The following is a 13,872-nucleotide window of genomic DNA, read 5'->3' as shown; positions in this document are numbered from 1 at the left end:
TCAGGCCACCAACTTGGCGCGCCGCACCAGCGGCCGCGCGAACAATTCAGCGAGATCGGCCGCCTGCTCGTACCCCTGGATCGGGGTGAACACGAGTTCGATCGACCATTTGGTGGTGATGCCTTCCGCCTCGAGCGGATTGGCGAGGCCGAGGCCGCACACCACGATGTCGGGCCGTGCCAGACGGCAACGATCGAGCTGATCGTCGACGTCCTGGCCTTCAGTCAGCGCGACGCCGGCCGGAAGCAGCTTCAGCTCTTCGGCGAGCTGCTCGCGGTGCAGATACGGGGTGGCGACTTCGACGAGCTTCATATCCAGCTCGCGCGACAGGAAGCGCGCCAGCGGCAGCTCGAGCTGAGAGTCGGGGAAGAAGAAGATCCGTCGACCGCCGAGCTCGGACTTGAACGCCGCGAGCGCCCGCTCGGCACGGCTGCGATTGGGCGCAGTGACTTGGTCGAAATGCGCCGGATCGACTCCGAACGCATTGGCGGCGGCCCGCAGCCAACCGGTGGTGCCTTCGACGCCGAGCGGAAACGGCGCCGCCAGGCGCTTGGCGCCGCGCTCTTCCAACGCCCGCACGGTGTCGGGCAGGAATGGCTGCGCCATCAGGATCTTGGTATTCGGCCCGACGCTCGGCAGCGCGGTCGATTTGCGCGGCGGAAAGAACGAGACATTGTCGACGCCGAGCGCATCGAACATCCGAACGAACTGATCTTCGACCACATCCGCCAGCGAACCGATCACCAGCAGCGACGTCTTGGCATTCGTCGACGCCGGCAATTCCGGCACCAGCGAGGCCAGGCAGGCATCCTCGCCCTGCGTGAAGGTGGTTTCGATGCCGCTGCCCGAGTAATGCAGAATGCGCACTTCGGGGGAGAACCGCTGCGACAGCCGCAGCGCAGCACGCGACAGATCGAGCTTGATCACTTCCGACGGACACGAGCCGACCAGGAACAACAGCTTGATGTCGGGCCGGCGGGCCAGCAACTGGGTGACGATGCGATCGAGCTCGTCGTTGGCGTCTGTCAGACCGGCGAGATCCTTCTCTTCCATGATCGCCGTGCCGAACCGCGGCTCGGCGAAGATCATCACGCCGGCGGCCGACTGGATCAGGTGCGCGCAAGTGCGCGATCCGACCACCAGAAAGAACGCATCCTGAATCTTGCGGTGCAACCACACAATGCCGGTCAATCCGCAGAACACCTCGCGCTGTCCGCTCTCGGTGCGAACCTCACGAGACACCAATTGATCCGCAGCAGCGGTTGCACAGCCTGGAACGTGAACGGTCATGCGCGGCTCCCGGAAACCGTAGGCTCACGCAGGCCGGCGATCCGCTCGTCACGACGAGCGGCGCGCAACTTCAGCACGAACTGGGTGGCGTTGACGACATAGGTCGCATAGGCGGCAAGGGCGACGTACATCTGATCGCGCGCATCGCCGAGGCCGAGAAACAGCATCACCAGATAGACGGTGTGCAGCGTCAGCACCAAGAAGCTGAACACGTCTTCCCAGAAGAACGCGGGCGCGAACAAGTAACAGCCGAAGACTTCGCGCTCCCAAATCGCGCCGGTGACCATAATGGTGTAGAGCACCAGCGTTTTGATCACGATCGACGCGGTCGCAGCGGCGTAACCGTCTCCGGTCGCCAGATACCACAACACCAATCCAAGACTGACCAGGAACACCAAAAACTGGACCGGTGCCAAAATACCTTGGACCAGCGTCCATTTTGTCGAATCGCGACGAACTCGCTCTTCGGGCGTGTAGAGCATCTTAACTGCTTGCTTTTGTTGTTGAACCCGCTCGGCGCCAGCATGGCGCGATGCGCCGACCTCGGGATCCTTCATGTAAAGAACGTTTGACACATCCCCATCACGGTGATGCGATACCGAAGTTACCGGTTGGGAGGCCGGGACTGTCGCACCCAGACCCTCATTTTCTTGATCTGTTGCTGACTGACGATGCACCGCGCCACTCCCAAAAGTGCGGCTGATCAACAAAGGCTAGTCTCCACACATGCCACTGTCAATCAAACCATACGTAAATTAAACTTGACGGTCCATTGACCGTCAGCCTTATGTCTATGGTCAGGGAGTACCCCTATGGCGGACTGGGACGATCATCCGACCGCGGCGAATACCGCCGCCGAACCAGCCACCTTCCCGGTGACTCCCCTGCCCCCGGCGATTCCGGAGCCGATCTGGCGGTGTTCCCCGCCACTCCAGTCATCGGCCATCGCCACCTCGCTCCGAACCTTCGCCTTTTCCCGAACGACGCCGTCGCAGATTCCATTTTCGAGCATGTCCACCACGGTCGATCCTGGTACGTCTTTCGGAGTGCAGCAGTTCACCTTCCTGGTTCTCAGCCACGACGAGACGGCAGCCTTCGACTACGTGGAGAGTCTTATCTCGCAGGGGACCGCCACCGAATTGATCTTCCTCAACCTGCTCGCCCCCGCTGCGCATCGCCTCGGTGAGATGTGGGAGGACGACACAGCCAGTTTCGTCAACGTCACGCTCGCGGTTAGTCGCCTGCAGCGCATGCTTCGACGAATCGGCGAGAGCGTCGCCGACGAACGCCGCGTCAGCGGCAGCGGTACGGCGCTGTTGACGACGATTCCCGGCGAGCAACACAGCTTCGGCCTGACGATGGTCGCGGAATTCTTCCGGCGCGACGGGTGGGACATCTGGACCGGCCCGTTCGGCTCGCGCCGCGAGATGATCACGTTGGTGCAGGAGCGCGCGTTCGACGTCGTCGGCTTTTCGGTCGGCGGCGATCGCCATCTCGATCAGTTGAAGCACGACATCCAGGACATCCGCCGCGACTCCCGCAATCGTCATGTTGCGGTCTTGCTCGGTGGGCCCCTTTTGATCCGCCGGCCGGAATTGATCAAAGCGATCGGTGCGGATGGTTGCGCGGTCGATGGCGCGAGCGCGCCGCGGCTCGCCCGTGAGCTGGTCCACGCGGCGCGGAACAAGAGCTGACGTCGGATCGCGCGCGAACCGCGATTTCTGTTATAAGGCCTCCTGCATCGGAGGACAGGCATGGTTGTGGAAGCGGCGGAGCGCGGCGCGGACAGCGTCGTCACCGCGTTGTATGTGCGAACTCGACAGTTACACCTCGAAGCTGAGAAGTCCGGCATCCTCGCAAAGATCCTGCACGGCACCGCGGGGCGCGACGGTTACACACTGCTGCTGCGCAATCTTCATCCCGCCTATCAGGCGATCGAGGCCGGCATCGAACGTCATCGCGACAATCCGATCCTGTCGCCGCTGGCCGCGTATTCGTTGGCACGCACGCCCGCAATCGAATCCGACCTGAAGGCGCTCGCCGGCGCGGATTGGAGCGAACGGCTGCCGGTGCTGCCCGCCGCCGAAGCCTATGCCGAGCGGATCGCGCAAGTAAGCAAAGGCGACGGCAGCCTGCTGATCGCGCACGCCTACACGCGCTATCTCGGCGATCTCAACGGCGGACAGATCGTGCGTCGGCTGCTTGAAAAAACCATGCAGCTCAGCGGCGGCGAACTGGCCCACTACGACTTTTCCGCGATCGGCGATCCGGCGACGTTGAAGACCGACTATCGCGACGCGCTGGAACGTGCCGGCGCGGCAGCGCCCGATCCGGCTGCGATCATCGAGGAAGGCGCGGTGGCGTTCACCTACAACATCGCGCTCTCGATGGACGTGCAGCGACACCGGGCCTGAGAGCCTCCGTTCCGCGGCACGCCCAGGTACGACCTACGTCTTGTCGCGCGATCCGTCTTCGCTGTGATCGCTGTGTTCGCCGCGCGCGGTGCGGGCGGAGTGCTGCACCAGATGACCGAGAACTTCGGCGGTGCGCAGCATCGACTGCCGGACACCCTCGAGCAGTTCGGCGATCCGCCCTGTCTCGACGCCGTAGGTGATTTCGAGCGCGGCGAGCTGGGCATTCTCGACCAGCGCCGACAACAGCTTCTCGTGCAGCAGGTCCGATTTGGAATCCAGCCGGAGGCCGGGCCGCGAGCTGGCGAGGAGCCCTTCCTGAAACCTGGTGCGCGCCGCAGCCGCTGTCCGGCGATCGGTCGCGTCGTTGAAAATCAACACGAAGCCGAGCGCACGGTCCTGCGACGGGGTCACCGGATCGGCGCGAACCAGCAACGGCCGCGGGGTATTGCCGGCGCCGCGCAGCAGCACCTCGCCGCGCCAGCCGCGCGCATAATCGAGCAATTCCGCGACGTTGAGCAGGAAGTCGCGCGGCTCGACGAACAGGCCGGCGAGATCCTCCAGATGTGCCAGCGCAGGCGCACCGGCCGGCAACATCGCACGAAACGCGTCGTTCATCAGCACGATGTGGCCATCGGCATCGGTGATCAGCACAGGCTGCAACGAGGCCTCGAGCTGACTGGAGAACTGCTCGTATTGCTCGCGCGCGATCAGCGTCCGCACGGCGCGGAACTGCAGCACGATGTCGGCGACGGTCTGGCCGATGTTGCGAGCGGCAGCGAGATCGGCCGCGGTCCAGGGATCGGACGTGCCCTCGACCACCTGGTGCCACTTGGCGAAGGATCGCCGCGGCGACAGATCGGCCGGACGGTCGCCGATCGTGAACGGCTTTTTCGGATCGCCGCCCCAGGTGACCGTGTGGACGCGCTCGGGACGAAACCAGACCAGGAACTCACCACGGTGATCCGAGATCGGCGCAGCCACCACGCCGCTCGCCTCTCGGGTCAGATGCGCGAAACGCGGCTCGTCGAGGCCGAGCGAAGCTGTCGAGGTCACCGGTGACCGCTGCAGACCGTCGAGCCAAGCGGCGACCGCACGGATGTCCTGGGTGCCGGGCACTTCGCCGACCGTCCTGATCTGGTCCTCGTAGATCAGCGCACAGCCGGAGGCCCGCAGCGGCTGCAGGATCGATTGTGTGGTGTCGAAGATCGCCGGACGCCAGTCGCCCTCGCGGGTGATCGATTCGATCATCCGCTGCTCGAGCCTCTGCACGAACAGCTCCGACTGGCTCTGTGCGAAGCTCTCCAGCGCGGTAATGCGGGTTGCGATCGCCTCGGCCAGCAACTCGCAGATCGCGCGCAACTCGAAATGGATGAAGCGCGGCAGATAATGGTGGCAGGCGACCAGCCCCCACAGCTTTCCGCCGACCACCACCGACACCACCAGCGTGGCGCGAACGCCCATGTTCTTCAGGTATTGCAGATGGATCGGCGACATCGAGCGCAGGAAGCAGCCCGACATGTCGAGATCCTGCCCAGTCAGCGGCGACAGTCGCGGCTCGATCGGCACCGGTTGATAGCCGACGTCGACCAGCACGCGCACGCGCTGGCGCTCGTAGAGCCTGCGCGCCATCTGCGGAATGTCGGACGACGGATAGCGATTGCCGAGATAGGATTCGAGACCGGGGACGTGGCGTTCGGAGAACACCTCGCCGTGACCCTCCTCGTCGAAGCGATACACCATCACCCGGTCGTAGCCGGTGCGTTGCTGGAACAGCAGCGCAGCATCGTCGCACAGCGCGCGCAGCGAACCGGCACCGCGAATCCGCTCCAGCGCCGGCGCCAACGAACCCGACAGATCGATCGGCGGGCCGGCGCGTTCGAGCTCGATGACCAGTCCGCCGTTCGGCGGCCGGTGGATCAACCCGTCGTAATCCGCGGCCGGCTCTCCGATCCGGCAGCGCACCGCGACCGGCACGCCCTCGGCGGTCGGATCGAGATGCGGCAGGATCTTGATCAACAGATCGCCATCGATCTCAGCGAGCGGAACGCCCAGCACCTGCTTCAGGTTCAGGAATTCCGCAGCGTTGACGCTGGCCTGGATGACGCGATGATCCGGCTCGCTGACGACCAGGAGCGCTCCGTGCGGCTGGATCGAACCGGCGAGATGGATCTCTTCAGTTTCGCAATTCGAAAGATCGGCGGTCCCGAATGCGGGGCTGCTCGAGGCAATAGTTGCCACTCAATCCTCTGCGTCGTCTGCGGCGCTGTCCGCCTCGTCGAGAGCAGCGGAGCCGGCGCTCTTGTCGTCGAAGCCGTACCGGTGGAGCTTGGCATAAAGACTCTGCCGACTCAAACCGAGCAGTTCGGCGGTGGCCGTCCGGTTGCCTCGCGACCGCAGCAGAGCCTCTTTGACGTAATGCTGCTCGACGATGCCGACCGTATCCTTGACCAGCTTCCGCAGTGAGGTTCGCCCGAGCTGTCGGCTGATCGGCCCGAGCGCGTGGCGCAGCGGTTCGCCGTCGTCCGCCGTATCGAGCCGGCGCGACACGTTCCGGATCAACACGGCGATGTAGTTGTCCTCGTCGCCGTCGACGGCGGAGATCTCGATCTCGGTCTCGGTGCCGAGCTCGCCGCGGATGGTGGTTTGAAACAGACGGACCGCGTTGAATCGCCGCAGCAGGGTCAGCAGACTGGACAGGTCGGCGCCGGGCCGCCCCAGCCAGCGTCCCAGCGAACATCCGATCGCGGCCGGCTTGGAGCCGAGCTGCACCAGATCGAGGAACGCCTGATTGACGTGACGGACGACGCCAGCCGAATCCATCGCCACGAAACCGTCGGGGACGCGGTCGATCAATCCCCGCAGCATCATGTCGTCGTCGGCTTCCTCGACGGCGGGCGCGGTCGCGACCGGCGTGAAGTGGAGCAGGAATACCTGGCGGCGATCCGCGGACATCAGTGACCCGCGCAGCGTCCACGCCCTGCCGTGACGACCGAAATGAACCAGGACGCTCAGCGCTGTGCCGCGTTCGCGCACGCGCGCCAACATGTCACGGACGGCATCCCGGTCGGCCTCGGCAACCTGGGGAAGAAAGTCGCCGCCCGCCAGATCGTCGTTGCCGCGCTCGCCGCGGATCGCGTTGATCGCGGCACGGTTGGCCTCGACGATCCGAAAATCGTCAGCGGTGACGATCATCACGGCATCGGCGGCAGCGTCGAACACCAGCCGGTAGCGCGTCTCCAGTTCGCGCAGCCGCCAATAGTCGCGTTCCATCGCCTGCTGCGCGGCGATCAGCCGGGAATGCAGCTCGGTGACCGCCTGCATGTTCTTGCCGACCGCGATCATGCCGGTGCGGTCGCCCAGCAGCATGGTGGTGAATTCGATCGGGATTTCGACGCCGCTTGGGAACGTCTGATTGACCTGCCGGAATGCCGAGATTCCGCTGCGCCGCGCATCGTCCATGATGCGACGCACGCTGTCGTCACCGGCGATGTCAGTCCAACGCCGACCGAGCCAACCATCGACGCGCTCGACCGCCATTGCCGGAGACAATGTGACCTCTCGAATCACACCCTCCATATCGAGCAGAAGGGTGACGTCGGCGTGAACGGATTTTGTGACCATCAGCTCCGCTCGCACACGGCGTGGCGTCAATACGACGCATTGTCGAGACATTGCCGTGTTCACAAGGGCTTAGTCGCACTGACGGGCCATGGCAAGTGGCTTCCGCAACGCGGAAACCGAAAATTAGCCGAATTGCCTATTCGGAAATAAAATTTCGATAGATCAACGTCATCAGGCAAAATTGCTTCGCACAACCTATCGTCATTTACGTTAGAACGACTTTACAGAACCGTTCAGAACGGGTTTGGATGCGACTGTCTGTCATGGCCGACAAGGCCCGGGGTCGCTCGACGCCAAGACGGGTTCTTCAAGGAGAGAGACGTGGTCAAAAAACTTCTCACAATCGTCAGCATCGCCGCCACTGCAGCATCTCTGTCGATCGGCACCGCTTCGGCCCAGGATGCCGCGAAGGGCGAAGCCGTGTTCAAGCAGTGCATGACCTGCCACCGCGCCGACAAGAACATGGTCGGTCCGGCGCTGGCCGGCGTCGTCGGCCGCAAGGCGGGCACCGCTCCGGGCTTCAGCTATTCGCCGCTGAACCATCACTCGGGTGAAGCCGGCCTGGTCTGGACCCCGGAAAACATCATCACCTATCTGGCCGATCCGAACGCCTTCCTGAAAAAGTTCCTGACCGACAAGGGTCATGCTGATCAGGCCGTCGGCGCCACCAAGATGACCTTCAAGCTCGCCAACGAGCAGCAGCGCAAGGACGTGGTCGCCTATCTGGCCACCCTGAAGTAAGTCGATCCGACTTACTGACGTCTGGAAGTCACGAGGGCTTCGGTTCGCACGAACCGGAGCCCTTCGTGTTTTCAGGCACCTGTTGTCGCCTGTTGTCGCCGACGCTGGCTATTGAAGACGCCCTGCCCGCTCTCAGCGCCAGCGCCGCAGCACGTCCACCAGATGCGCGCCTCCGGCGGCGAGCAGACACAGCGTCGGCGCCAGCCATCCCGCACCGGCCAGCACGGCCCGCAGCGCCAGCAGCATCAGCGCGCCAGAGATCATCCCGGGCAGGAAATCGGCCGGCGCGATGCCACGCTTGCGCCACAGCCAATAGCCGATCACCGCGATCGCCTCGATAACGAGGAAGATCAGCACCCAGTCGACGAAGGCGCCGCTGGCGAACAGGTCGGACATCATCTGCATGGCAGTCCTCGGCGCGGCAATATCGTCACGCGTTCAGAACGGCGTATTCAGCCGCACCACGGTCCAGTTGAGATAGGCCGCGAAGGTGACCCAGATCAGATAGGGCAACAGGTAGTAGCTCGCAGTGCGGGCGCTGCGCCAGAACAACACCACGCCGACCAGCACGGACAGCCAGAGCAGCGGCACTTCCAGCAGCGCCCAATCCGGCCGTCGCACCGTGAAGAACAGCATGCTCCAGAGCACGTTGAAGAAGCCGTTGGCGGCGAACAGGCCGATCACCCAGTCGCGTTGCGCGCGGGTACGCGCGCCGCGCCAGGCATAGACCGCGGACATCGCGGCAAGCGCGAAAATCACCGTCCAGGCCGGGCCGAACGCCCAGTCCGGCGGCTGCCACCAGGGTTTGACGAGACTCTGATACCAAGTCCCGGTGTCGGTCAGCGAACCGCCGAGCAGACCGACGAAGATCGCGACGGCGGCCGCGACAAAGATCGGATTCACAAGCCACCGCCTGCAGCAATCAAACCGACGCCAGCCCCGTCATGTGGGCCAGGTTCTTGAAGAAGATGCGAACATGCGCGATCGGCTTGGCTCGCACCAGCCTCTTGTTCATGTAGGAGTCCCACGTCAGCTTCTGGACGTCGCGATCGCGGCAGATGCTGACGAATTGTTCGCGGCGCTTGTCGTTGGCGTACCAGTACCACTGCATCAGGCCGAGAATCCGGAACACCGAGCCGTTCGCACGCATGAAGCGCTTGCGGGCCAGCTTCAGCGCCTTGGCGTCGGCGGTCTGCAGAAACTCGCCGACCGCCTCGGCAGCAAGCCGGCCGCCGAGCAGCGCGTAGTAAATGCCTTCGCCGGACGCCGGCGCGACCACGCCGGCGGCGTCGCCGGCCAGCAGCACGCTGTGGCCGTCGTCCCAGCGCGGCAGCGGATGCAGCGGGATCGGCGCGCCTTCCTTGCGGATGGTCTCGACCTCGTCGAGGCCGGTCGCCTTGCGCAGCTCGGCGACGGAATCGCGCAGCGAGAAGCCCTTGTGCATCGAACCGGTGCCGACGCTGACAGTATTGCCGTGCGGAAACACCCAGCCGTAGAAGTCCGGCGAGACGTTGCCTTGATAGTACACGTCGCAGCGGCGGCCTTCGTAGGCGGCTTTCTGCTCCGGCTGCGGCGCCTTGATGATCTCGTGATAGGCGAACACGAACGGCACCCGGTCGGCATCGTGCAGGAACTGTCGCGCCACACCCGACACCGCTCCGTCGGCACCGATGATCGCACGGCAACGCACCGTTTGTTCAGCGGTCGAACCATCGGGCTGACGCGCGTCGTAGTGAACCGTGTTGACGCCGGCCTCGTCGCGGCTGAACCGCTTGAACAGGCCGGTCCGCCGTTCGGCGCCGACGGTCGCGGCGCGCTGGCGCAGCCACTCGTCGAAATGCTCGCGGTCGACCATGCCGACGAAGCCGCCGTCGATCGGCATGTCGACTTCGACATTGCTCGGCGACACCATCCGCGCGGCGTTGATCTTGGCCACCAGCATGCTGTCGGGGATCGCGAAGTCTTCGATCGCGCGCGGCGGAATCGCGCCGCCGCACGGCTTGATCCGGCCGGCGCGATCCAGCAGCACCACCCGCTTGCCGGTACGCGCCAGATCGCACGCCGCGGTGGCGCCGGCAGGGCCGCCGCCGACGACAACGACATCATAAATTGCGGAGTTCTCGGTCATCTCAACCTCCGGCCACTGCTGCATTGGACATATCGACTTCACGGCGGTTCTGCGCACGATGGACCCACACCGCCATCGCCGCCGACACCAGGAACAAACCGGCTTCCGCGGCGAACACCACGGCATAGGACAAGGCTGGTGCCCCCAGGATCAGGCGCGCCAGGTCGCTCGCCAGCGTGCCGATGAAGCCGCCGATGCCGAACGCGATCGCCTGCGCCGCGCCCCACAGCCCCATCCGCACGCCTTCGCGATGCTCGCCGCCGGCGCCGACCAGCTCCATCATCGAGCCGATCGCCGCGACCGCATAGGCGCCGTTGGTGACGCCGAGCATGAATACGGTGGAGCGCAGAGGCCAAGACGGACCGATGATGGCGGCCGACGACAACCCGAGCAGCGCGATCGCGGAGGCGATGCAGCCACCGATCGTCCACAGCTGCAGATTGCCGCGCGACTTCGGAAACAGCGCACCGATGATCGGCACCATCGCCATGCCGATCAGCGTGCCGCCGTGCTGCATGCTGGACAATTTGGTGGTCTCGCCCGGCGTGAACCCGAACACCGCGCCGGCGAACGGCTCCAGGATCAGATCCTGCGCGCTGTAGGCCAGCATCGACACGAACACGAAGATTGCGAAGCGCCGCGCCTGCGGCTCATGCCAGACGTCCGCGAACGCCTTGCGGAACGATTCCTGCTGTATCGCCGGCTTGACGACCTGCGCCGCGGCGACACGGCCCTCGACACCCCAGACGCCGATCAAGGTCAGCACCATTGCGATCAGCGAGACACCGCCCGACACCGCGACCAGCCGCTGCGGCGAGAACGGATCGAGCAGATGCCCGGCGATCGCCGTGGTGACGATGAAGCCAGCAATCATCATCACCCAGACGATGGTCGCCGCCGCAGCGCGGCGCTTTTCATCGACCCGCTTGGCGAGCAGCACCAGCAGCGATGTGCCGGCCGCGCCGACACCTCCGCCGATCAGACAGAACGCGACGATCGCCAGCGCCGTGCCGGCCAACGGTTGCACCGTCATCAGCGCGGTGGCGCAGGCAGCCAGGAAACCGCCGAGCGCCAGCACCGCCATGCCGCCGATGATCCACGGCGTGCGGCGCGCGCCGCGGTCCGAGCCGTGCCCCCAGGCCGGGCGGAACACCTGCAGCGCGTAGTGGATCGCCACCAATGCACCGGGCAACATCGCCGGCAGCGCCAGCTCCACCACCATCACTCGGTTCAGCGTCGAGGTGGTCAGCACGACGATCGCGCCGAGGCCGGTCTGCACCAGCCCCATCCGAGCAATGCCGAGCCAAGACAGTGGGCGCATCATGATCAAGCTGCTCCGAACGATGAAACGGCGACGGCGCTGGCCATCATGCCGGAAACATACAGCGCGACGCCGAGGCCCGAGAACCAGGTGGCGCGCTCGACCGGCGAGCGCAGAAACCGCACCATCAAGGCGAGTTGGACGGCGAGGACGAAGCCGACGATGCCGGCCTGGATCGGCCGATCCCACGACAGCAGCAGCGCCACCACGATCACCTGCGGGATCGCCATCACGGCACAGAGCACCCGGGCGGCGTTGTCAACGCCGAGCTTGACCGGCAGCGAACCGACACCGGTCTTGATGTCGCCCTCGATCGATTTGAAGTCGTTGAGCGTCATGATGCCGTGGGCGCCGGCGCTGTAGAGCAGCGCGAGCGTCACGATCCACCACGGCGGCAGCCCGGCGAGCATCACCGCGGCGCCGGTGAACCAGGCGAAGCCCTCATAGGTGATGGCGCAGGCGGCGTTGCCGAGCCAGCCGTTCTGCTTCAGCCGGAACGGCGGCATCGAGTACATCCAGGCGAGCACCAGCCCGAGCACGGCGGCGCCGAACACCCAGGCGCCAAGCAGGCTCGCCAGCAGCAGCGAGGCCGCGGTCCACAGGAACGACAGATACAATCCCCACCGCCCCGGGATGCGCCCGGACGGAATCGGCCGGTTCGGCTCGTTGATCGCGTCGACGTCGCGATCGAACCAGTCGTTGACCACCTGACTGGTGGCGACCAGCAGCGGGCCGCACAGCACGATGCCGGCGATCACTTCCATCCAGCGGCTCGAGATCGGCACACCGGCAGAGACCACGCCGCAGGCGAACGCCCACATTGGCGGAAACCAGGTGATCGGGTGCAACACCTCGAGCACCGCGGAGGGCGCCGGACGCAGCGCCACACTATTACTCATCGACTCCGTCTCCTTCCGGCGCGTGTTCGGCCAGACCGTAGCGGCGCAACTTGACGTACAGGCTCTGCCGGCTCAGTCCGAGCATGTCGGCGGCAGAGGCGCGGTTGTCTCCTGTCAGCTCCAGCGCCGCTTCGATCGACAGCTTCTCGATCACGTCGGTGGTCTCGCGCACCAGATCGCGGAGCGGCACCCGGCCGATCAGCTCGGTGAGCTGTGCCACCGAGCGTGGCAGTTCGCGCTTCGATGTCGTTGCAGTCGTCAGCCGCTTTTCGACGTTGCGGATCGCAAAGCCGAAGCACGGCTTGTCTTCGACGTCCTTGAGCGCCACCGCGGAGACTTCAACCTCCGCAACCGCACCATACTCACCGCGCAGAACGGTGGCGAACAGCTTGATCGCGCCGCTTTGCCGCAGGTTGGCGAGCGCCACCGACAAATCGACGCCGGTGCGGCCGAGCCAGCGATCGAGCAGTTCGCCGCGCGCCTGCTCGGCACTGCCGAGCTGCGCCATTTCCAGGAACGCCAGATTGGCGCGCACGACGCGGCCGTCATATTGAGTGACCGCCAGCGCGTCGGCGGCGGATTCGAAATACTTCACCAGCAGCGACGTCGCCTTGGCGCCACCGAGTTCGGGCGACGCGCCGTAAGGCGTCAGCCGCACCAGGAACAGCGAGGCGTTCTCCTGACGGAACAGCGATGCCGACAACTCGCACTCGCGCGCGCCATCGGCGAGCTTGATGCGGGCCCGGCCGTCACGGCCGCTGGAGCGGACTTCGGCAAACAGGCTCAGAACGGTCTGCTGATCGGCGCCGCTCACGAAGCCGAGCACGGGCGCATTCAACGCCTGCGGCGCGCTGGTATCGAACAGCGCGAGCGTCGCCGGATTGGCATCCACAATCAGTTCGCTGGTCGCATCCACGATCATCACTGCTTCCGACGACACTTGGAACAGCAGCCGGTATCGCGTCTCGGCGTGCCGCAGCCGGATGTAGTCGCGCTCCATCGATTGCTGGGCGTTGATTAGCCGCTGCTGCATCGTCGCGAGTTGACGCAGATCACGACCGACCACCAGCATGCGGTCGTCTCGCCCGAAATTGATCGCCGAATACAGCACGGGGATGTCGTCGCCGTTCGGCGAGGGATGGTTGACCTGTCGCCAGATCGGCGCATCACGCAACGTGGCGTCGAGCAGCAATTCGCGGATCTTCGGCTGAGTATCGGACGTGACGATATCGATCAGTCGCGACCCGAGCCACCGCCCCTGGCGATCGAGCTCGTGCGCCAGTTCGTCTTTGTTGAACGCCGTGTCTCGGATCACGCCCTGCGCATCGACCACCAACGCGACATCGGTCGCAGCGGCAATAAGCTTTGCAGCGGACTGGGCGCCGAGATCCCCCAGCGACTCCTTCGGAGATTTGAACACTTGCACCAGGGCAAACATCCTCCAGCGAGAACTCGTCC

At 65.0% G+C, this 13,872-nt stretch carries 13 protein-coding genes; 3 read left to right on the top strand and 10 right to left on the bottom strand.

Annotated elements, in window-relative coordinates; genetic code table 11:
- Both M9H71_RS22890 and bchF read right to left on the bottom strand, forming a co-directional pair.
- Entirely contained in the window at nucleotides 1–1,290 is a 1,290-nt protein-coding gene (locus M9H71_RS22890; protein WP_455407176.1) for a ferredoxin:protochlorophyllide reductase (ATP-dependent) subunit N, read from the bottom strand.
- Nucleotides 1,287–1,847 (bottom strand): 2-vinyl bacteriochlorophyllide hydratase, encoded by a 561-nt coding sequence (gene bchF / locus M9H71_RS22885; protein WP_455407175.1) that lies wholly within the window; start codon nucleotides 1,845–1,847, stop codon nucleotides 1,287–1,289. Before bchF ends, M9H71_RS22890 begins: the two co-directional genes overlap by 4 nt.
- Nucleotides 1,848–2,102: 255 nt before the next feature.
- Here bchF and M9H71_RS22880 point away from each other — a divergent pair, with 255 nt between their 5' ends.
- Both M9H71_RS22880 and M9H71_RS22875 read left to right on the top strand, forming a co-directional pair.
- On the top strand, nucleotides 2,103–2,984 hold the full coding sequence (locus M9H71_RS22880; protein ID WP_455407174.1) for a cobalamin B12-binding domain-containing protein: 882 nt from the start codon (nucleotides 2,103–2,105) through the stop codon (nucleotides 2,982–2,984).
- 60 nt (nucleotides 2,985–3,044) lie between these two features.
- Nucleotides 3,045–3,704: a biliverdin-producing heme oxygenase gene (locus tag M9H71_RS22875; protein ID WP_455407173.1), complete on the top strand. Its 660-nt coding sequence runs from the start codon at nucleotides 3,045–3,047 to the stop codon at nucleotides 3,702–3,704.
- Nucleotides 3,705–3,737: 33 nt separating this feature from the next.
- On the opposite strand, the gene M9H71_RS22870 is transcribed toward M9H71_RS22875, so the two are convergent.
- Both M9H71_RS22870 and ppsR (M9H71_RS22865) read right to left on the bottom strand, forming a co-directional pair.
- The gene (locus tag M9H71_RS22870; RefSeq protein WP_455407172.1) at nucleotides 3,738–5,942 is read right to left on the bottom strand and encodes a GAF domain-containing protein; all 2,205 of its coding nucleotides are present in this window, start codon (nucleotides 5,940–5,942) and stop codon (nucleotides 3,738–3,740) included.
- The gene (gene ppsR, locus M9H71_RS22865) at nucleotides 5,943–7,325 is read right to left on the bottom strand and encodes a transcriptional regulator PpsR (RefSeq protein WP_455407171.1); all 1,383 of its coding nucleotides are present in this window, start codon (nucleotides 7,323–7,325) and stop codon (nucleotides 5,943–5,945) included.
- A gap of 321 nt (nucleotides 7,326–7,646) precedes the next feature.
- On the opposite strand from ppsR (M9H71_RS22865), the gene M9H71_RS22860 reads away from it, so the two are divergent.
- Nucleotides 7,647–8,066 carry a c-type cytochrome gene (locus M9H71_RS22860; protein WP_455407170.1) on the top strand — a complete coding sequence of 140 codons (420 nt, stop codon included), beginning with the start codon at nucleotides 7,647–7,649 and terminating at the stop codon, nucleotides 8,064–8,066.
- A gap of 132 nt (nucleotides 8,067–8,198) precedes the next feature.
- On the opposite strand, the gene M9H71_RS22855 is transcribed toward M9H71_RS22860, so the two are convergent.
- From M9H71_RS22855 to ppsR (M9H71_RS22830), 6 genes are read right to left on the bottom strand one after another with little or no spacing between them, the layout of a single operon-like run.
- Nucleotides 8,199–8,471, bottom strand: a complete 273-nt coding sequence (locus tag M9H71_RS22855; protein ID WP_455407169.1) for a hypothetical protein — start codon at nucleotides 8,469–8,471, stop codon at nucleotides 8,199–8,201.
- Nucleotides 8,472–8,504: 33 nt separating this feature from the next.
- Nucleotides 8,505–8,969, bottom strand: a complete 465-nt coding sequence (locus M9H71_RS22850; protein WP_455407168.1) for a TspO/MBR family protein — start codon at nucleotides 8,967–8,969, stop codon at nucleotides 8,505–8,507.
- Nucleotides 8,970–8,988: 19 nt separating this feature from the next.
- The gene (locus M9H71_RS22845; protein ID WP_455407167.1) at nucleotides 8,989–10,194 is read right to left on the bottom strand and encodes a geranylgeranyl diphosphate reductase; all 1,206 of its coding nucleotides are present in this window, start codon (nucleotides 10,192–10,194) and stop codon (nucleotides 8,989–8,991) included.
- 1 nt (nucleotide 10,195) lies between these two features.
- A complete protein-coding gene (locus M9H71_RS22840; protein WP_455407166.1) occupies nucleotides 10,196–11,518 on the bottom strand; it encodes a BCD family MFS transporter in 1,323 nt (440 codons plus the stop codon).
- A 2-nt stretch (nucleotides 11,519–11,520) separates the two neighbouring features.
- Nucleotides 11,521–12,414 carry a chlorophyll synthase ChlG gene (gene chlG, locus M9H71_RS22835; RefSeq protein ID WP_455407165.1) on the bottom strand — a complete coding sequence of 298 codons (894 nt, stop codon included), beginning with the start codon at nucleotides 12,412–12,414 and terminating at the stop codon, nucleotides 11,521–11,523.
- Nucleotides 12,407–13,840, bottom strand: coding sequence for a transcriptional regulator PpsR (gene ppsR / locus M9H71_RS22830; protein WP_455407164.1), 1,434 nt, complete (start codon nucleotides 13,838–13,840; stop codon nucleotides 12,407–12,409). Before ppsR (M9H71_RS22830) ends, chlG begins: the two co-directional genes overlap by 8 nt.
- Between the last annotated feature and the right edge of the window lie 32 nt (nucleotides 13,841–13,872).

It is taken from the genome of Rhodopseudomonas parapalustris (assembly GCF_053772255.1).
The sequence above is the reverse complement of the archived record's forward strand: the minus strand, read 5'-3'. Positions and strand labels throughout refer to the sequence as shown.